The sequence below is a fragment of the Mesorhizobium sp. M0571 genome, assembly GCF_040320985.1.
GTDB lineage: Bacteria > Pseudomonadota > Alphaproteobacteria > Rhizobiales > Rhizobiaceae > Mesorhizobium.
Genome location: NZ_JAMYQT010000001.1, coordinates 340,532 through 358,509 on the forward strand (window position 1 = coordinate 340,532; position 17,978 = coordinate 358,509).

Sequence of the window (17,978 nt, forward strand, 5' to 3'; positions counted from 1 at the left end):
TATCTACGACACGGAAATGGTCAAGGAGAAACCGATGGCGAATGGGCTCGATGATGTGGTGGCGGCGGAAACCGTGCTCTCCGATGTCGACGGCCTTGGCGGCCGCCTGACCATCCGCGGCCATTCGCTGCCGGAACTGGCAGGCCGCTGGAAATACGCCGACGTGGTTCGGCTGCTGTTCGACGGCTTTTTCGACGATCTTCCCGGCGACAAGGAGCTGGCGAACGCGATCGGTCGAGCGCGCAGCGAAGTGTTCGAGCAAATCGAGCCCTTGCCGCCGTTTCTCGCGTCCCTCGACATCTACAGCGCGATGCGCGCCGGCATTGCCCTGCTGGCGGACGGCGACAAATTGCCGGACGCGCTCCGGCTGGTTGCAGCACCTGCCGTGCTGACGCCGGCCTTGCTGCGCTTTCAGCGCGGCGAAAGCCCAATTGCGCCCGATCCCAAGGCCGATCATGCCACCGACATGCTGCGGATGCTGACCGGCGCTGCGGCCTCGCCGGCGTTGGCGAAGGCGCTCGATACCTATCTCGTGACGGTCTGCGACCATGGTCTCAACGCTTCGACCTTCGCAACGCGTGTTGTCGCCTCGACGCAGGCCGGACTCACTTCGGCGGTGCTGGCCGGGCTCGGAGCGCTCAAAGGGCCGCTGCATGGCGGCGCCCCTGGTCCGGTGATCGAGATGCTGGATGCGATAGAGGCGCATGGCGACGCTAGCGGCTGGCTGCGCGACGAGATCGCGCGCGGCCAGCGCATCATGGGCTTCGGGCATCGCATCTACCGCGTGCGCGATCCGCGTGCCGACGTGCTGAAAGCCGTCGTGCGCCAGCTTGGCGCCGAGGGCGAAGCCGGCCACCGGCTGGCCTTTGCCGAAAGCGTGGAGCAGGCGGCGCTCGAGGTGCTTCGGATCGCCAAGCCGTCGCGCTCGATCCAGACTAATGTCGAGTTCTTCACAGCGCTTCTGCTGGAAGCGGCGGGCTTTCCGAAAGAGGCGTTCACCAACGTCTTTGCCGCCGGGCGCGTCGCCGGCTGGATCGCCCACGCACGAGAGCAGCAGACGAGCGGACGGCTGATCCGGCCGCAGTCGCACTATATCGGGCCGGTGCCGGACCTCGTCGCCTGAGGATTTCCCCTCGCGGAACCGGCCGCCGCAGCCGCTTGGCTGGCAGCGCCCCTCTTCTGGACGAGGGCGCGGATGTATGCTCATGACAAAAAATTTCATGTCATTGCTCCACACATCCGCTGTTCTTGGGTGACAGAGAACCTATATGCTGCAGTGCAGCATGGTTCCATGTGAGCCCATCTCAAAAGGAATAAGCCGCCTTGATCGCCAGAAAAACCGCCATCGTCACCGGTTCCACCTCGGGCATCGGCCTAGCCATTGCCCACGCGCTCGCGGCCGAAGGCTGCAACATCGTCGTCAATTCCTTTTCCGACACCGCCGATGACCACGCCATCGCCGACGCGATCGCGAAGCACCACAAGGTGAAGACCGCCTACGTCAAGGCCGACATGTCGAAGCCGGCCGAGTGCCGGGCTTTGGTCGTGAAGGCAGCCGAGACATTCGGCTCGGTCGACATCCTGGTCAACAATGCCGGCATCCAGCATGTCGCGCCGGTGGAGAGCTTCCCGATCGAGAAGTGGGATGCGATCATCGCCATCAACCTATCGTCGGCTTTCCACACCATCGCCGCCGCCATCCCGCTGATGAAACAGACCGGTGGCGGCCGGATCGTCAACGTCGCCTCGGCCCACGGGCTGGTCGCCTCGCCGTTCAAGTCGGCCTATGTCTCGGCCAAGCACGGCATTATGGGCCTGACCAAGACGGTCGCCCTGGAGCTGGCGCGCGACAAGATCACCTGCAATGCCATTTGTCCCGGCTATGTGCTGACGCCGCTGGTCGAGGCGCAGATCCCCGACCAAATGAAGGCCAACAAGATGGACCGCGAGACTGTGGTCCGCGAGGTCATGCTCGAAAAGCAGCCGACCAAGGAGTTCGTCACCGTCGAGCAGGTTGCGGCGGCCGCGGTGTTCCTGTGCTCGGATGCGGCAGCGCAGATCAACGGCACACACATCTCTGTCGACGGCGGCTGGGCCGCTCAGTGAGCCATCCAGCGGTCGAGGGCCACGCCATGACGAAAAACGGCAAGGCGGAGGAGCCAAAGAAGATAAACGTCGCGCTGCAAGGCGGCGGCTCGCACGGGGCGTTTTCCTGGGGCGTGCTCGATCGGCTGCTGGAGGACGGGCGCCTCGATATAACGGCGGTTTCGGGCACCAGCGCCGGCGCCATGAATGCCGTGGCGCTGGCCGACGGTTTCGTCCGCGGCGGCGTCGAGGGCGCACGGCGGAAGCTCGACGATTTCTGGCGTGCGGTGGCCGCAAAGGGCCGCTTCAGCCCGGTGCAGCGCATGCCTTGGGACGTCGCCTGGGGCAATTGGTCGATCGAGAACACGCCCGGCTATTTCCTGTTCGATACGATGTCGCGGGTATTTTCGCCCTATGTCGCTAATCCGCTCGCCATCAATCCGCTGCGCGACGTGGTCGAACGTGAGATCGATTTCGACAATGTGCGCGCCTGCAAGTCGATGGAACTGTTCATTTCCGCGACCAATGTCGAGACCGGTCAGCTGCGTGTCTTCTCGGACGGCGAGATCGACCTCGACACGGTGATGGCGTCGGCCTGCCTGCCGCAATTGTTCCGCGCCGTCGAGATCAAGGGCGTACCCTATTGGGACGGCGGCTATGGCGGCAACCCGGCACTGTTCCCGTTCTTCAAGACGGCGGCCACCGAGGACGTGCTTTTGGTCCAGATCAATCCGGTGGTCCGCGAGGGGACGCCAAAGAGCGCCAATGAAATCCAGAACCGCATCGACGAGATCACCTTCAATGCCGGGCTGTTGCGGGAATTCCGCTCGATCGCCTTCGTCAAGGAACTGATCGCCGCCGGCCGGTTGCCGCACGGCGAATATCGCGACATCCGCATGCATCGCATCGATGCCGACGAGGCGTTCAAGGATCTGTCGGCATCGTCCAAGGTCAATGCCGAATGGGCGTTTCTTGTCTATCTGCGCGACCTCGGCCGCACCGCAGCCAGTGATTGGCTGGAAGAAAATTACGACGCCGTCGGCAAGCGGCCGACGATCGATCTGTCCGGCGAGCTCGACGACGGCTTGAAGCCGGTGCGCGGGCCGGCGCCGGGCCGGCGGGTCAAGGAGTTTCTGGCGGCGCGCAAGCAGCCCGAGGCCGCCCGCCGTCCGGCCTAGCTGCTTCGCAAAGCAGATGGCATTCGCAATCTGTTCAATCATCCTGACACTTGCTGCCATGCCGCTATTTTTGGCGATCGAGAGCCGATGCAGCAACCGCATCTTTGCGGGCAAAGCAACAATCCATCAACTTTTCTGACTATATTGCGATGCAACTTTGAGGTAGAAGCGCGCTTCGCCGATCACGGCAATTTGAATACGGCCTCGCGCGCACCCATATCGGCGACGCGCCCCAATTAGAAGATGCGGCCTGGCCGAACCCCGCGCACTGGAAAAATGACGATGCCGAAATTCAGGTTTCACAAGCTTGCAGCCATTGTTGTGCTCATCGGGTTCGCCGGCTGGATGGCGACAGGCGAGTTCTCTTCCGTCGGTAGCGCGTCCGCCGATAACAAGCCCAAGGCAGGAGAGGTCGAGCAGCCCAAGGCAGCCGACGCAGGCAAGCCCCAATCTGCAAAACCGGGGGCTGCTAAACCGGGGGCTGCCGAAGCAGAGCAGCCCAAGGCGCCCTTGCGCACGGTCGCGGTCATAACCCCGCCGCGGCGCACCTATGCACGCGCTATCCGCATTTCCGGACTGACCGAAGCCGACAAGCGCGCCGTCCTGGCGACACGCGTCGCCGGCGTCATCGACAAGCTGCCGGTCAAGCAGGGTCAGCACGTCAAGACCGGCGACCTCATCCTAATGCTTGCCGCCGAGGAAAAAATCTCGGCGGTCGACAACGCCAAGCAGCTTGTCGTGCAACGTGAGGCCGAGCTCGCTGCGGCCCTGCGGCTGATGAAAACCGGCAATCTGCCCAAGCTGCAGCTCGACACGGCCCGCTCCAACCTGACGCTGGCCAAGTCGCAACTGGACGCCGTGCAAGCCGAGCTCGACCGCAACGAGGTTAAGGCGCCGTTCGACGGTGTCATCGACCGGGTGCCGGTGGAGCTTGGCAGTTCCGTGATGCAGGGCGGCGAGGTGGCAACCATTCTCAAGCTCGATCCGGTGATCGCCCGCGCCGAAGTCAGCGAACGCGATCTCGGCTATCTGAAGATCGGTGACGAAGCCAATGTGCGCCTGGTCAGCGGCCAGACCGTCAAGGGCACGGTGCGCTACATCAGCCGGGATGCATCTTCGGCAACCCGTACCTTCCGCGTCGAAGTCGCTATCCCCAATGCCGATGGTTCCGTACCGGCCGGCATGACGGCAGAAATCGCGCTCAGCGCCCAGCCGACCGACGCCGTGATGCTGCCGCGATCGGTGGTGACGCTCGGCGACAAGGGCGACCTCGGCATCCGCGCCGTCGACAAGGACAACAAGGTCGTGTTCTTCCCGATCGACCTGGTCGACGACACGCCAACCGGCCTGGTGCTCGGCGGCATTGCGGCAGACGCCCGCATCATCGTCGCCGGCCAGGAGCTGGTTAAGGAAGGCGAAGTGGTCAAGCCGGTCGAAGCCGACCAGGCGACCATTCAAAAGCTGTTGGGCGAAGCGACGGCCGGGACGCAGTAATCATGGACATCGTCAAACTTGCAATCAGCAATGCCCGGCTGACCATTTCGGTCCTGATCTTTCTCATCCTTGCGGGTGCGGTCGCCTACCAGTCGACGCCGAAAGAAGCGGAACCCGACGTTCCGATTCCGATGATGTATGTCAGCCTGATCTACCAGGGCATCTCGCCGGAAGACTCCGAACGCCTCCTGCTGCGGCCGATGGAAGCCAAGCTGAAGAGCCTGAAGGGCCTCAAGGAGATGCGGTCGGCCGCCTTCCAGGGCGGCGGTTATGTGCTGGTCGAATTCCAGCCACAGACCGATCTCGCCACCGCGTTGCAGGACACGCGCAGCAAGGTGCAGGACGGCAAGGCCGACCTGCCGCAAGCGGCTGAGGAGCCCGTGGTCTCCGAGGTCAACATCTCCGAATTTCCCGTCCTGGTCGTGACGCTATCGGGCGAGGTGCCCGAGCGCGTGCTGACGGCAGCGGCGCGCGAGCTGCGCGACCGCATCGAGGAAGTGCCCGGCGTGCTTGAGGGCTCGCTGCAGGGTGCGCGCGACGACCTCGTCGAAGTGGTCATCGATCCGATGAAACTGACGTCCTACGGGCTGCAGCTCGACCAGTTGATCGGTGCGGTCGGCGCTTCCAACAGTCTTGTCGCCGCCGGCAACATCGAAGGATCCGAGGGCAAATACGCGGTCAAGGTCCCCTCGCTTATCGAGACACCAGAGGATGTGGCGGCGCTTCCGGTCGTCGCCGGCCCCAATGCGGTGGTGCAGGCCAAGGACATTGCCACCATCCGCTCCACATTCAAGGACGCCGAGACGGTCACCCGCCTCGACGGCAAGCCGGCGATCGCCATCGAGGTGAAGAAGCGCATCGGCTCCAACCTGATCGATACGATTGGCAAGGTCAGGGAGGTGTCCGACGCCTTCATCAAGACCATGCCGGAGGGCATGCACGTCACCTACACGCAAGACAAGTCCGTCTTCGTGAACCAGTTGCTCGGCGACCTGCAGAACCACGTGATGATCGCCGTCATCCTGGTGTTCATCGTCATTCTCTACGCGCTGTCTGGCCGTGCCTCGCTGTTGATCGGATTGGCCATCCCCTCGTCCTTCCTGATCGGCATCCTGTTGCTGGCAATGATGGGCTACACGATCAACATGATCGTGCTGTTCAGCCTCATCCTGGCGGTCGGCATGCTGGTCGACGACGCCATCATCGTCACCGAATTCGCCGAGCGACGCATGAGCGAGGGCATGCCGAAGGAGCAAGCGTTCGCGCTTGCCGCCAAGCGCATGGCCGGCCCGGTCATCGCGGCGACGATGACGCGCATTGCCGCCTTCTCGCCGCTGTTGTTCTGGCCGGGCATTATCGGCGACTTCATGAAATACATGCCGATCACGCTGATCGTGACGCTCTCGGCCTCGATGCTCTATGCGCTGGTCTTCGCGCCGACGCTGGGCGCGATATTTGCCAAGGCGCCGGCCCATCACCCCGACGACAATCGCGACGGCTGGTACATGGCCGTGGTCAAGCAGGCGGTGCATTATCCCATCACCGTGCTTGTCCTCACTGTGGCGCTGTTGTTCGGCGTCGGCTACGCCTATTCGAAATTCGGCGCCGGCGTCGAATTCTTCCCGAATGTCGAGCCTGACTACGGCCTGCTCTATGTCCACGCCCGCGGCAATCTTTCGCTTGCCGAAATGGACGCGGCCACCAAGACCGCGGAAAATCGGCTGCTCGGTTGGCCGGGCGTGAAGTCCGTCTATACCCGTGTCGGCAAGACGCAGGGCGGCGGCCAGGATGTTCCGGAAGACGTGGTTGGCGTGATCCAGTACGAATTCGTCGACTGGCGCGAGCGTAAATCGGCGAACTCAATCCTGGACGAACTGCGCGGCGTTATGGCCGGCATTCCCGGTGTCGACGTCGAGGTTCGCGTGCCGGAAGCCGGCCCGCCTACCGGCAAGCCGATCCAGATCAGGCTTTCGGCCGTAGATCCGAAGGGCCTTGACGACAAGGCCCGCGCGGTCGCCGCGCGCATTGCCAAGGTGCCCGGCGTCATCGATATTTCCGACGGTCTGGCGCCGCCCGGCGTCGACTGGGCGCTTGAAGTCGATCGCGCCAAGGCGGCGCAGTACGGCATCAGCCCAACCGCGGTCGGGACGGTCGTGCAATTGGTGACCAACGGGCTGAAGCTCAGCGAATACCGGCCCGCCGGCGCCGACGATGCCGTCGACATCAGACTGCGCCTGCCCGAGGATCGGCGCACGCTGTCGACGCTCGACGAGCTGCGGGTGCAGACCGCGCAAGGCTCGGTGCCGATCTCGAATTTCGTCGTGCGCAAGCCAGAGCCGACGGTCGGTATCCTCAACCGCATCGACGGTGCGCGAACGGTGGTCGTCCAGGCCAACGTCGCTGCCGGCGCCCAGGTGGCTGCCGTCCAGCAAGAGGTCACCAAGGCCGTGTCCGAGATGGATCTCGGCAGCGGCATACGCTGGAAGCTCGCAGGCTCGAACGAGGACAGCGCGGAGGCCAGCGCCTTCCTCAGCAAGGCTTTCGGCGCAGCGATCTTCCTGATCTTCCTCGTGCTTCTGGCGCAGTTCAACAAATTCACCAGCGTCTGGCTGGTGCTGTCGTGCGTGGTCATGGCGACGATCGGCGTCTTCCTCGGGCTGCTGCTGACGGGAGAGGCATTCGGCATCGTCATGTCGGGCATCGGTGTCATCGCGCTGGCCGGCGTGGTGGTCAACAACAACATCGTGCTGATCGACACCTATGACCGGTTGCGCGAAGAGGGCTGGGACAAATACGAAGCCGTTCTGCAGACCTGCCGCGAACGTGCCCGCCCGGTGGTGCTGACGGCGGTGTCGGCGATCCTCGGCGTGCTGCCGATCGCTTTCGGCCTCGGCCTCGAAATCTTCCATCACGAGACGACGATCAACGCGCCGTCGACGCAATGGTGGATATCGCTGTCCTCGGCGATCGTTTTCGGCCTGTCCTTCGCCACCGTGCTGACGCTGGTGGTGACGCCGTCGATGCTGATGGTATTCACTCGCGCCAAGATCAAACCCGGTGCGCGTCGGGGCTGGTTCAGCCGCCTGTTCGGGCGTCGCAAGCCCGAGATCACCTCGGAGGGCCTGGAGGCCGATCTGGGCACCGAACCGGCGATCGCCTTCCCGAAGGCCGCCGAATAAATCGACGTCCCCAATCAAGCAAAGGCCGCCCGGGAACAATGGGCGGCCTTCTGCATTGTTCCGTCATTGCAACCTCAAAGCGAGGATTTTCTGATGACGATCAGCACCATTCTCATCATTATTCTTATTCTTATTCTGATCGGCGCGGTTCCGGCATGGCCGCATTCGCGGTCCTGGGGTTACGGACCATCCGGCATCGTCGGCGTCATTCTGATCGTTGTCCTGGTACTGCTGTTGATGGGCCGGATCTGACCGCAATCATTGGTCGTGACAAGCGGCGGATGACCATCTGGCCATCCGCTTTTTTTGGTTTGTTGTTAGGCAACTTTTTGCGTCGTCTTAAGCGTGGCGATGCCGATATCCTCGAGCGCTTCCGACACTGCATCTTCCAGCGGCGTGTGCGGGATCGTACCGATAACGCTTTCCAGCCTGCCTGAAACCAGCCGGTGCGGCTCGAAGCGGAGATAGGACATCGAAACGATCTCGCGCCACATCGCCACGAACGGGCTGCCGGCGCGCAGCACCCACCACGGCATCGACGTCAGCTTCAGCGTGCGTCCGAGCGCCTTCTCCGCGGCCGCCTTGATGTCCAGATCGGTCACCGCATGGCCAGGAAAGTTCAGCGCCTCGTAGGAGCCGAGCTTGTCGAGATTGTCAGCCAGCCCGACGAAGGCCTTGGCCAAGTCGGGCAGATAGGCCCATTCATGCACGAGATCGACCGGCCCTGGGGCGGTATAGACGCCCTTGGTCATCTTGGTGGCAACAACCAGATCGAACCACGATCCGCTGCCGGTGCCACCGAAGAAATCACCGGCGCGCAGCAGGATCGTGCGCACCCGACCCGCGTCGGCCTCGCGGCGAAACAGATCTTCCATGGCGACGCGGATGCGGCCCTTTTCCGTCGTCGGGCGAAACGGCGTGTCTTCGGCGATCACCGCCGGCATCGGCGAGCCGTAATTGTAGACGGTGCCCGGGAAGAGATGCAGTGCGCCATTCGCCCGGCAGGCAGCCATCACATTCTCGGCCATCGGCAGGCATTTGCTCCAGTCGGTGTAGAGTGGGTTCAGGCCGTTGAAAATGATATCAATGCCGTCGGTGGCGCGGATCAGCGCATCGCGGTCGAGCGCGTCGCCGGCGATCGCCGTGGCGCCTTCGAGCTCCGCCGGCACTTTGCCGCTGCGGGTGACAGCGCGGACGTCGTAGCCGGCATCGATGAAGACCTTGGCCACCGTGCGGCCCAGCCGGCCGTTGGCACCGAGAATTGCGATCTTGGTCATTGTTCGTCTCCTTGTTGCGTTACGACGCCAATGTGATCTCTTCGCTAACGAATGGAAATTGACTTAAGCTGGCGATCTGATATTCAATTTTGAATGGATATCGACTGGAATCTGATCAAGAGTTTCGTCACGGTGGCGGAGACCGGCAGCCTGTCGGCGGCCGCACGAAAACTTGCCGCAAGCCAGCCGACGCTCGGCCGCCACATCGCCGAGCTGGAACAGGCGCTCGGCGTCACCCTGTTCCGGCGCGGGCGGCGTGGCTATGCGCTCACGGAAGCAGGCAGCACGCTCTTTGAACGGGGTCGCGCGGTGAGCGAGCAGGCGAGCGCCTTTTCGCTGCTGGCGCTGGGATCGGTCGAGGCGATAGAGGGTACGGTGCGCATTGCCGCCAGCGAAGTGGTGGCGGCCTATGTGCTGCCGGAAATCACAGCGAGGCTTGGTTTCGAGGAGCCGGGCATCGAGGTCGAGATCGTCGCCTCGAACCAGGTCGAGAATCTGCTGCGTCGCGACGCCGATATCGCCATTCGCATGGTCAAGCCGGCGCAGAATGAACTGGTCGCGCGCAAGGTGACCGACATTCCGCTCCGCGCCTGCGCGGCAAAATCCTATCTGGACCGGCGTGGCCGTCCGCGCGAGGCCCGCGATCTTGCCGGCCACGATCTGGTCGGCTTCGACCGCAGCGATGAGATCATTCGCGGCTTTGCCCAGTTCGGCGTCCCGCTCGCCCGCAATGCCTTCCGCTTCAGGACCGATAATCAGATCGTGCTGTGGGAGGCGCTACGGGCGGGAAACGGCATCGGCTTTGGCCAGGAGCCGCTGGCCGATCGCGATGCACTGCTGGAAACAGTGCTGCCGGGGCTCGCGCTGCCGACGCTGCCGGTGTGGCTCGCCATGCATCGCGACGTCCGCACCAGCGTGCGCATCCGCCGCGTGGCGGATTTCCTCCACGAAGAGCTCAAGCGCTATTCGGCCGGTGCGGGCTCGGCAGCGAATTCGGCGCGGTGAGCGAGCCCGGCCATCAACAGCACGACGACCAGCAGCCCGGACAGAGCGACGAAGATCGGACCGAAGCTCGAGTGCTCGGCGATGAAGCCGATCGCCGAGGGGGCGACCAGAATGCCTGAGTAACCCATTGTGGTGACGACGCTCATGCCGGTGCCGGACGCCATGCCCTCCTGGTTGCCGCCGGCCGAAAAGATGATCGGCACCATGTTGGCAATGCCGAGGCCGCAAAAGGCAAAGGCGGCAATGGCCAGCCAAGGCGAGGGAGCCAGCCCGGCCACCAGCATGCCGGCACCAGCGGCAAGGGCCGAGGCGCGCAACGTCGTAACGGCACCGAAACGGTTGCGGACGCCATCGCCGAGAAAGCGCATGATGGCCATGACTCCGGAAAAGGCGGCATAGGCCAGGCCTGCGATGGCAAGATCGGCGCCGAGCTCCTGCCTGAGATACAGCGCCGCCCAGTCGAGTACCGCACCTTCGGAGATCATCGTCAGCAGCGCCATCAGCCCAACCAGATAGACCAGCGGGTTTGCCGGCAGCGCGAATTTGTGGTGCTCGGCGACTGGGTGCTTGTCCTCGTCGATCAGGTAGCGGATCGCTACGGCGATGACGGCAAAGGCAAGAGCCGTCACCACTGTCGCATGGGCGAGGTGACCGTAGTTCTGGATGGCGAAACCGCCCAAAGCGCCGCCAGCGAAACCGCCAAGGCTCCAGAAGCCGTGCGAGGACGACATGATGGCACGGGACAGCCGCCGTTCGACTGCCACTGCGTTGGCATTCATGGCGACGTCCATGCCGCCGATCGAACCGCCGAAGATGAACATGGCGACGGCCGCAAGGGGCACGTTGGGGGCCAGAGCCACAACCAAAAGGCCGAAGCTGCCGGCAAGTCCGAACCAGCGCAGCACGCTGCGCGAGCCATGCTTCGAGATCAGATGGCCGCACCAGGTCATGGCGGTGACGGCGCCGGCGCCGAACAACAGGATCAACAGGCCGAGCGTGAACTTGCTGATGTCCAGCCGGGTCAGAAACACTGGGATCTGCGGCGCCCAGCTGCCGGTCAGGAAGCCGTTGGCGAGGAAGATGCCTGCCACGGCCCAGCGTCCACGAATCGCGGTCTGCATGATTTTCTGCGCGTCCATCGGGTAGAATCCGGTCCGGAAATGGCTTTGCGCGGCAAATTAGATCGATTCAATCTGCAGTCAAGCGCTCGCGGCCGAAAGTGTTTGGACCAAGCCGCGCGACTAGGCGCCGTCATGGAATTTGCGTTGCCAGGGATCGGCGGACCAGCTCTGCAATCCACTCCGAAGCCCTACGGCTCGGGATAGGCCGTGCCGTCCTTGTGCACAAACCGGCCATCGGCGTTGCTGCTCATCATGTCGATGTCTGAGCAGGTGGTGACGTCGGCGGGCGAGCGCGAACCGACTTCGAGATAAACCGCCATCGCAGCCGATTTGTTGATCATGTGATGGCGTTTCCGGTGCCTTTCGGAAAGGCCGCGCAATCGCCGGCGCGCAGCACCGTCTGGCCGGCATCTTCGACAAGCGCCAGTTCGCCTTCGAGCACATAGACGAATTTGTCTTCGTGCGAATGCCAGTGGCGCTGGCTCGACCAATTGCCCGGCGGCATGAGATTGATGCCGAAATCGGTGAGCCCGCCGGCGTTGCCCAGCCGCTGCCGCACGCGTTCGGCACAAGGCGCATCGAATGGCGGCGGATAGGACGAGCCTCTGCGCTCGGGCACGGCGCCGATGTCGATCTTAGGCATGCCAGTCCTCCCATTTGGGTGGCAAAAACATTCGTGACGGTGGTCCGGCGCGATTGGTCGACCTAATGGTCTCTGGGGCGTCTTGCCTCGAACTCGGCCTTCTTGGCGTCAGAGGCCTCGATCTGGTTCAGTGCCTGCCACTCGGAATAGGGCATGCCGTAGATGATCTCGCGCGACTGCTCCTTGCTGAGTTCGACACCTTCGGCTTCGGCGGCATCGCGGTACCAGTTGGACAGGCAGTTGCGGCAGAAGCCGGCGAGGTTCATCAGGTCAATGTTCTGCACGTCGGAACGCTCGCGCAGATGCGCGACCAGCCGGCGGAAGGCAGCGGCTTCGAGATCGCGCTTTTGCTCGTCGCTGAGTTCGGTCATGTCTTGTTGGCCTCCCTTGGGTCTCCATCATACCGGCTCGGTGCGCGAGCCGAATATTTTCACCGCATGTATATCGGCACGTCCATCTATCGCGTCAACGATCGGCGCCAGCCGTTCGGCCCAGGCGAGAGCACCCTTCCGGTCGGCGATCAGGTCCTGGCGGATCTCGATCAGCGCATGGGCAAAGCCGTTGACGATGGCGTGCCTGAACATGGTATCGCCGCGCAGTGCGCCGTCATAGGGTTCGTTATCGCCGACGAGGAGGCTCTTGTCCTCGGAGAGCATGTCGATCAGCGGCCGCGCCACGCGATCGTCGAGGTCCCATAGTATGCCGACGTGCCACGGCCGCACGAAGCCCTGCATGGTCGGCGTGAAGGAATGCACCGAAAAGATGAGGGGTGCCTGCGCGGACGCTTGCGCCACTGAGGCGATCATGGCGCCGACGGCATCATGATAGGGGCGGTAAAAGCGGTCCAGCCGCCGTTCGCGCTCCTCCGGCGCGATGGGGTAATTTCCCGGGATGACGGTGCCGTCATAGAGTTGGCGAATTAGCGTCGGATCGTCCTCGCCGCGATTGGGGTCGATCAGCAGTCGCGAAAAATTGGCAAGCACCGCCGGAACGCCGAGCAGACTTGCGAGTTCGCGGGTTAAAGTCTCGACGCCGATGTCGTAGGCGATGTGGCGGTCGAACTCCGCCGCCGGCAGGCCGAGGCTGCCATACTCCTCCGGCAGGTCGCGGCGGGCGTGATCGGCCAGAAGCACCATGCCGCGCTTGCGGTCGCCTTCGACGATGTCGAACGGCGCGAAAACTGTGGATCGGGTCATTGGCGGGAAAGGTCTGTTCGCTGGCTTCCGGGGAGGGTGGTATCGTCATTCCACGAAGAGGACGCTTGCGCAATGCCGTTGTTTGGCCACGGTTTCTGCCAAAAAACTGACCAGGGGCGACCGCAAGCGCGTCAGAGCCTTTCTAAATCGATTGGAATTGGACAGATCGGCGCGTTGACATGCGTCCGGACTTTTCCGAAAAGGGGCGTTGAGAGATGCAAATGTGGTTCTTGAGGGGTTTCGGGATGGGTTTCGCCGGCAGGCTGCGCGTGCGCTGCGCCTTGGCCATGCCGCTCCTGATACCGGCCATGGGCCTTTTCGCGGTGATTACGGCCTCGCCGGCACGCGCCGATTTCCGCGTTTGCAACGCGACGCAGAACCTGGTCGGCGTCGGCATCGGCTATCGCGCCAAGGCCGGCTGGATCACCGAAGGCTGGTGGCACATCGAAGGATCGAGCTGCAAGACGCTGATCGAGGGGCCGTTGTCATCAAGGTTTTACTATCTTTATGCAGAAGACGCCGAGCGCGGCGGACGCTGGGATGGCCCGATCAACATGTGCGTGGCCGAAAAAGAGTTCAAGATCGCCGGCGTTACCGATTGCGTCGCCCGGGGCTTTCAGCGCGCCGGATTCCAAGAATATGACACGGGCGAGCAGGCAAGCTGGATGGTCCAGCTGACTGACGAGCCCGCAACGGATGGCGCTCCAGCCGCCCCGGGAACAAACAGTCAATGAGACGCAGCCGCAAGGTCAAGATCCTCGCCACCATCGGTCCGGCCTCCTCGTCCGAGGAGATGCTGAAGAAGCTGTTCGAAGCCGGCGCCGACGTGTTCCGCATCAATATGAGCCACACCGATCATGAATTGATGCGGACGCTAGTCGGCCGCATTCGTGCCGTCGAGGAGACGGTCGGCCGGCCGATCGGCATTCTCGCCGACTTGCAAGGGCCAAAGCTGCGCGTCGGCAAGTTCGCCAACGGCAAAGAGGTGCTGACCGTCGGCCAGACCTTCACGCTCGACGACAATCCCGAGCCCGGCAATTCGACGAGGGTCTACCTGCCGCATCCCGAAATCCTGCGTTCGGTCGAGGCTGGTCATCGCCTGCTGATCGACGACGGCAAGCTCGAGCTCAAGGCAGTCAGCAGCAACGGCAAGGCGATCGTCTGCACCGTCGTCGCCGGCACGACCATTTCCGACAAGAAGGGCGTCAGCCTGCCAGACACCGACCTGCCGGTCGGCGCGCTGACGGAAAAGGACCGCCGGGATCTCGATGCGGTTCTCGCGACAGGCGTCGACTGGGTGGCGCTGTCCTTCGTGCAGCGGCCCGAGGACCTGGCCGAGGCGCGCAAGATCGCGCGCGGCCGGGCGCTGATCATGGCCAAGATCGAAAAGCCGCAGGCCGTCGCCCGGCTGGCCGAGATCATCGAGCTTTCGGATGCGCTGATGGTTGCCCGCGGCGATCTCGGCGTCGAGATGCCGCTCGAAGCCGTGCCCGGCATCCAGAAGCAGATCACCCGCGCCGCGCGCCGTGCCGGCAAGCCGGTGGTGGTCGCCACGCAGATGCTGGAATCGATGATCACCGCGCCGGTGCCGACCCGCGCCGAGGTGTCGGACGTGTCGATCGCCGTGTTCGAAGGCGCCGATGCGATCATGCTTTCGGCGGAGTCCGCCGCCGGCGCCTACCCGGTCGAAGCGGTGGCGATGATGGACCGGATCGCCACCAAGGTCGAAACCGACCCGACCTATGCCGGCATCATCAACGCGCAGCGCTCGGAACCGGAAGCAACCGGCGCCGACGCCATCTCGCTCGCCGCCCGCGAGATCGCCGAGACGCTGAAGCTGTCGGCGATCATAACCTACACCGCGTCCGGCACGACGGGTCTGCGCGCCGCGCGCGAGCGGCCGCAAGTGCCGATCGTGGCGCTGTCGCCGATCGTCAACACGGCGCGGCGGCTGTCGCTTTTGTGGGGCACGCATTGCGTCGTCTCGCCCGACGCCATCGATCTCGATGATATGGTCGACCGCGCCTGCCGCATCGCCTTCGACGAAGGTTTTGGCAAGCCGGGCGACCGCGTCATCATCACGGCCGGCGTGCCGCTGAGGACGCCGGGCTCGACCAATATGCTGCGCATCGCCTATGTCGGGTCGGACGTCGGCCGCTAGGCCAGCTCGTCGATATGGCTGTCAGGTCGGCGCCAGTTCAGCCTCCGGCGCTTTGAGATCGGCGCATTCGCCGGCATGGGCGTCGCCGGCAATCCGTGCTTCCACAGTTCTGGCTAGAGCGTGCAGGTCCACATCCCGTCCGGCCGCCTTCTCCATCGCACCGGCAACCAGATCGGGTGCGATCCAGTCCGGCTTGTGGCCGAGATTGCGGACCCAGACCAACTCGGCGCCGGGTATGTCGCGGGCGAGACCGGTCGAATGGATTGTCGCATAGACGACCTTGTCGCGATCGCCCGAGATAATCACGGTCGGCACCTCGATGTCGCGGTAGTGCGGAGCGGCGCCGAGGACGTAGCGATAGAGCCCGGCGACATCCCTGGCGTTCGACCGGAAAGCGCTGGGCCGCAACACCAGCGGGATGGAGGCCTCAGTGACATAGCCGTCCGGCACCTGGTTAGGGGAGAAGACGCATGCGGTGGCGGCGGCCATCCGAAGCATTCCCGCAGGATAGCTCAGCGTCTCGGAAAACAGCCGGCCGACAACCGGAATGGTGGTCAAATTGTAGTACCAGGCGGTGGCGCCGCCCGGCCAGGGATGGGTGGCGGGCGAGACGAAGACCAGGCCGAGCGTCCTGTCGGCGTGTTGCAGCGCAAAGGCGGTGGTTATCGCGCCGCCGAAGGAGTGGCCGACGATGATGGCTTTCTTGATGCCAAGATTGTTCATCAGCGCCGCGATGGTGTTTGCCTGCGCCTCCGGGGTGTCATTGCCGGATCCACGCCCAGACCGGCCAAGACCAGGCCGGTCGAAGAAAACCATCTCCGCACGGCCTTCGAGCAAGGGCCGCAGCGGCAGCATCTGGTCCCTGAGGTTGGCGCTGGCGCCGTGGATGAAGACGACCGGCGGCAGGTCGGCATTTTCCGGCGCCGGAATGTGGACATAGTGGATACGGGCACCGTCGATATCGGCGAAGCCGCCGACCGACGGGTTGCGGCGCTCGATCAGCCAGGACCCGGCGCGGGTGACGCCGGCAAGAGTGAACACAAGCGCCATGAGCAAGGCGAGCGCGGCATAGATCAGGTTCATGGGGAGAGATACGGGCCCGAGGCGAAATTAGTTCACCGGTATAAAGGTAATTTCAGCCCGACGGAATTGCCCTGCCGGGCGGGGCGTCAGATGCCTTCACCAGCAAGCTCTTCGGAAAGTGCGGCGACCTGGTCCTGGGCGCTGCGCATCATCGGGTAGATGCCGAGAACGCGCTGCCAGGCCTCAAGCGCCGACTGCTTGTGGCCGGTTTCGGCCATGATCTGCGCCAAGCCCGAAAGTGCGCCGAAATGGCGTGGCTCGAGCTGCAGGGTGCGGTCGATGTCCGACATCGATTTTCCGTAGTTCTTCATCATGAAATGAACAGTGGCGCGGCGGTTCCAGCCTTCCGCATAGGTTGGCTGCAGGGTCACCACCTGGTCGAGGAAATCGAGCGCGACATCGAATTTCTGGTTTTCAATCGCCTTTTGCGACCATTGCATCATCAGGTCGATCGAGGCGCTGCCCGACTGGGACCACTCGCTCCCGATGCGCCCGGCGATGCGCTCGGCGGCCTTTTCATTGCGCTCGCGCTTGAGATCGGCAAACAGCTGATCGAGCCGGCCTTGTTTCGTCACAACAACCGGAGGTGCTGTCGGATCGTCGGCCCACGCCGGCAGCGAGACAGCGCTGGAAACGAAGAAAGCCGTGAAAAATGCAAAAAGAATCCGCATCGCGGGAATCTAGCCCCCGACGGCGGATCGTCAAACTGAATTTAGCGTGAAAGAGCCATCGTGCGAGCGGAGGCGCGCAGCCTCCGGTCGAAAACTCAACCCTGGCGCGCCTTGTAGCGCGGCGCGGTCTTGTTGATGATGTAGACGCGGCCCTTGCGACGAACCAGCTGGTTGTCGCGGTGACGCGCCTTCAACGCCTTGAGCGAATTCTTGATCTTCATGGTCTTGCCCGTCGGTCTGGGCCCGGTCACGGGCCGAATTATTAAGGCGCGCCCACAGACGCGCCTTTGAACTGTGCGTGGCTCATAGACGAGGAGCCTTGCCCGTGTCAACCGCAAGCGCGTTGCCTAAACGATACCGACCGTTTCGTATCATCAAATATCCGCCACTGGCGCCTTGCGGCATTGCGCGGGATTGAGCCGGCTGGAATGATGCGGTTGCCGCGAATTGGAGATCATCATGCGCCGAATTCTTCTGTCCGCCTGTCTGGCGGTGCTCGCGGCAGGCTCTCTTGCCCATGCGCAGGAATGCGACCGTAACGACGACAGCCAGCAGATGATGAACATCTGTGCCGACGCGGACTACAAGGCCGCCGACGCCAAGCTCAACAAGGCCTACCAGGAGCTCATCGGCGCAAGCGATGCAAAGGCCATGAAGCTGTTGCAGACGGCGCAGCGCGCGTGGATCGCCTTTCGCGACGCGGAATGCAGCTATTCCGCCGCGGACAGCGAAGGCGGCTCGATCTATCCGATGCTGGTATCGGAATGCTTGACGCGGCTAACCGACGACCGCACCAAGCAGCTCGCCGCCGATGCGACCTGCGCGGAAGGCGATGTGAGCTGCGCCAGCCCCGACGAGGACGAGAGCGATGTCCAGTAAGAGTAG

17 protein-coding genes and 1 pseudogene are annotated in these 17,978 nt (G+C 63.5%); 10 read left to right on the forward strand and 8 right to left on the reverse strand.

Annotated features, from left to right (window positions below):
* Positions 1-34 precede the first annotated feature (34 nt).
* From NKI85_RS01600 to NKI85_RS01625, 6 genes are all read left to right on the forward strand, one after another.
* Positions 35-1,123 (forward strand): citrate synthase/methylcitrate synthase, encoded by a 1,089-nt coding sequence (locus NKI85_RS01600; RefSeq protein ID WP_352522832.1) that lies wholly within the window; start codon positions 35-37, stop codon positions 1,121-1,123.
* Positions 1,124-1,323: 200 nt separating this feature from the next.
* A complete protein-coding gene (locus NKI85_RS01605; RefSeq protein ID WP_352522831.1) occupies positions 1,324-2,106 on the forward strand; it encodes a 3-hydroxybutyrate dehydrogenase in 783 nt (260 codons plus the stop codon).
* Between the two features lie 26 nt (positions 2,107-2,132).
* Positions 2,133-3,263: a patatin-like phospholipase family protein gene (locus tag NKI85_RS01610; protein WP_352522830.1), complete on the forward strand. Its 1,131-nt coding sequence runs from the start codon at positions 2,133-2,135 to the stop codon at positions 3,261-3,263.
* Positions 3,264-3,545: 282 nt separating this feature from the next.
* Positions 3,546-4,757 (forward strand): efflux RND transporter periplasmic adaptor subunit, encoded by a 1,212-nt coding sequence (locus NKI85_RS01615; RefSeq protein WP_352522829.1) that lies wholly within the window; start codon positions 3,546-3,548, stop codon positions 4,755-4,757.
* Positions 4,758-4,759: 2 nt separating this feature from the next.
* Complete coding sequence (locus tag NKI85_RS01620) at positions 4,760-7,936, forward strand: efflux RND transporter permease subunit (RefSeq protein ID WP_352775478.1); 3,177 nt, start codon at positions 4,760-4,762, stop codon at positions 7,934-7,936.
* A 93-nt stretch (positions 7,937-8,029) separates the two neighbouring features.
* Positions 8,030-8,188: a DUF3309 family protein gene (locus NKI85_RS01625; protein ID WP_023678456.1), complete on the forward strand. Its 159-nt coding sequence runs from the start codon at positions 8,030-8,032 to the stop codon at positions 8,186-8,188.
* 65 nt (positions 8,189-8,253) lie between these two features.
* On the opposite strand, the gene NKI85_RS01630 is transcribed toward NKI85_RS01625, so the two are convergent.
* Positions 8,254-9,213 (reverse strand): SDR family oxidoreductase, encoded by a 960-nt coding sequence (locus NKI85_RS01630; protein ID WP_352775480.1) that lies wholly within the window; start codon positions 9,211-9,213, stop codon positions 8,254-8,256.
* Between the two features lie 93 nt (positions 9,214-9,306).
* Between NKI85_RS01630 and NKI85_RS01635 the strand changes: the two genes are divergently transcribed.
* Positions 9,307-10,218, forward strand: coding sequence for a LysR family transcriptional regulator (locus tag NKI85_RS01635; RefSeq protein WP_352522826.1), 912 nt, complete (start codon positions 9,307-9,309; stop codon positions 10,216-10,218).
* Here the strand turns inward: NKI85_RS01635 and NKI85_RS01640 are convergent.
* From NKI85_RS01640 to NKI85_RS01655, 4 genes and pseudogenes are all read right to left on the reverse strand, one after another.
* Positions 10,176-11,357 carry an MFS transporter gene (locus NKI85_RS01640; RefSeq protein WP_352522825.1) on the reverse strand — a complete coding sequence of 394 codons (1,182 nt, stop codon included), beginning with the start codon at positions 11,355-11,357 and terminating at the stop codon, positions 10,176-10,178. The two genes, NKI85_RS01635 and NKI85_RS01640, sit on opposite strands and share 43 nt — an antisense overlap.
* 170 nt (positions 11,358-11,527) lie before the next feature.
* Positions 11,528-11,982, reverse strand: a pseudogene (locus NKI85_RS01645) (cupin domain-containing protein).
* A gap of 62 nt (positions 11,983-12,044) precedes the next feature.
* Positions 12,045-12,353, reverse strand: coding sequence for a DUF1244 domain-containing protein (locus NKI85_RS01650; RefSeq protein WP_352522824.1), 309 nt, complete (start codon positions 12,351-12,353; stop codon positions 12,045-12,047).
* A gap of 27 nt (positions 12,354-12,380) precedes the next feature.
* Positions 12,381-13,178, reverse strand: a complete 798-nt coding sequence (locus tag NKI85_RS01655) for an N-formylglutamate amidohydrolase (RefSeq protein ID WP_352522823.1) — start codon at positions 13,176-13,178, stop codon at positions 12,381-12,383.
* Between the two features lie 287 nt (positions 13,179-13,465).
* Here NKI85_RS01655 and NKI85_RS01660 point away from each other — a divergent pair, with 287 nt between their 5' ends.
* The gene (locus NKI85_RS01660; RefSeq protein ID WP_352703963.1) at positions 13,466-13,912 is read left to right on the forward strand and encodes a DUF1036 domain-containing protein; all 447 of its coding nucleotides are present in this window, start codon (positions 13,466-13,468) and stop codon (positions 13,910-13,912) included.
* The gene (gene pyk, locus NKI85_RS01665) at positions 13,909-15,339 is read left to right on the forward strand and encodes a pyruvate kinase (protein WP_352522822.1); all 1,431 of its coding nucleotides are present in this window, start codon (positions 13,909-13,911) and stop codon (positions 15,337-15,339) included. Before NKI85_RS01660 ends, pyk begins: the two co-directional genes overlap by 4 nt.
* A gap of 21 nt (positions 15,340-15,360) precedes the next feature.
* Here pyk and NKI85_RS01670 read toward each other — a convergent pair whose 3' ends face one another.
* From NKI85_RS01670 to ykgO, 3 genes are all read right to left on the reverse strand, one after another.
* The gene (locus NKI85_RS01670) at positions 15,361-16,422 is read right to left on the reverse strand and encodes an alpha/beta fold hydrolase (protein ID WP_352775484.1); all 1,062 of its coding nucleotides are present in this window, start codon (positions 16,420-16,422) and stop codon (positions 15,361-15,363) included.
* An 86-nt stretch (positions 16,423-16,508) separates the two neighbouring features.
* Positions 16,509-17,093 (reverse strand): tetratricopeptide repeat protein, encoded by a 585-nt coding sequence (locus tag NKI85_RS01675; RefSeq protein WP_352522820.1) that lies wholly within the window; start codon positions 17,091-17,093, stop codon positions 16,509-16,511.
* A gap of 95 nt (positions 17,094-17,188) precedes the next feature.
* Complete coding sequence (gene ykgO, locus NKI85_RS01680) at positions 17,189-17,314, reverse strand: type B 50S ribosomal protein L36 (protein ID WP_006327841.1); 126 nt, start codon at positions 17,312-17,314, stop codon at positions 17,189-17,191.
* 238 nt (positions 17,315-17,552) lie between these two features.
* On the opposite strand from ykgO, the gene NKI85_RS01685 reads away from it, so the two are divergent.
* On the forward strand, positions 17,553-17,972 hold the full coding sequence (locus tag NKI85_RS01685) for a lysozyme inhibitor LprI family protein (RefSeq protein WP_352522819.1): 420 nt from the start codon (positions 17,553-17,555) through the stop codon (positions 17,970-17,972).
* Positions 17,973-17,978: the final 6 nt, after the last annotated feature.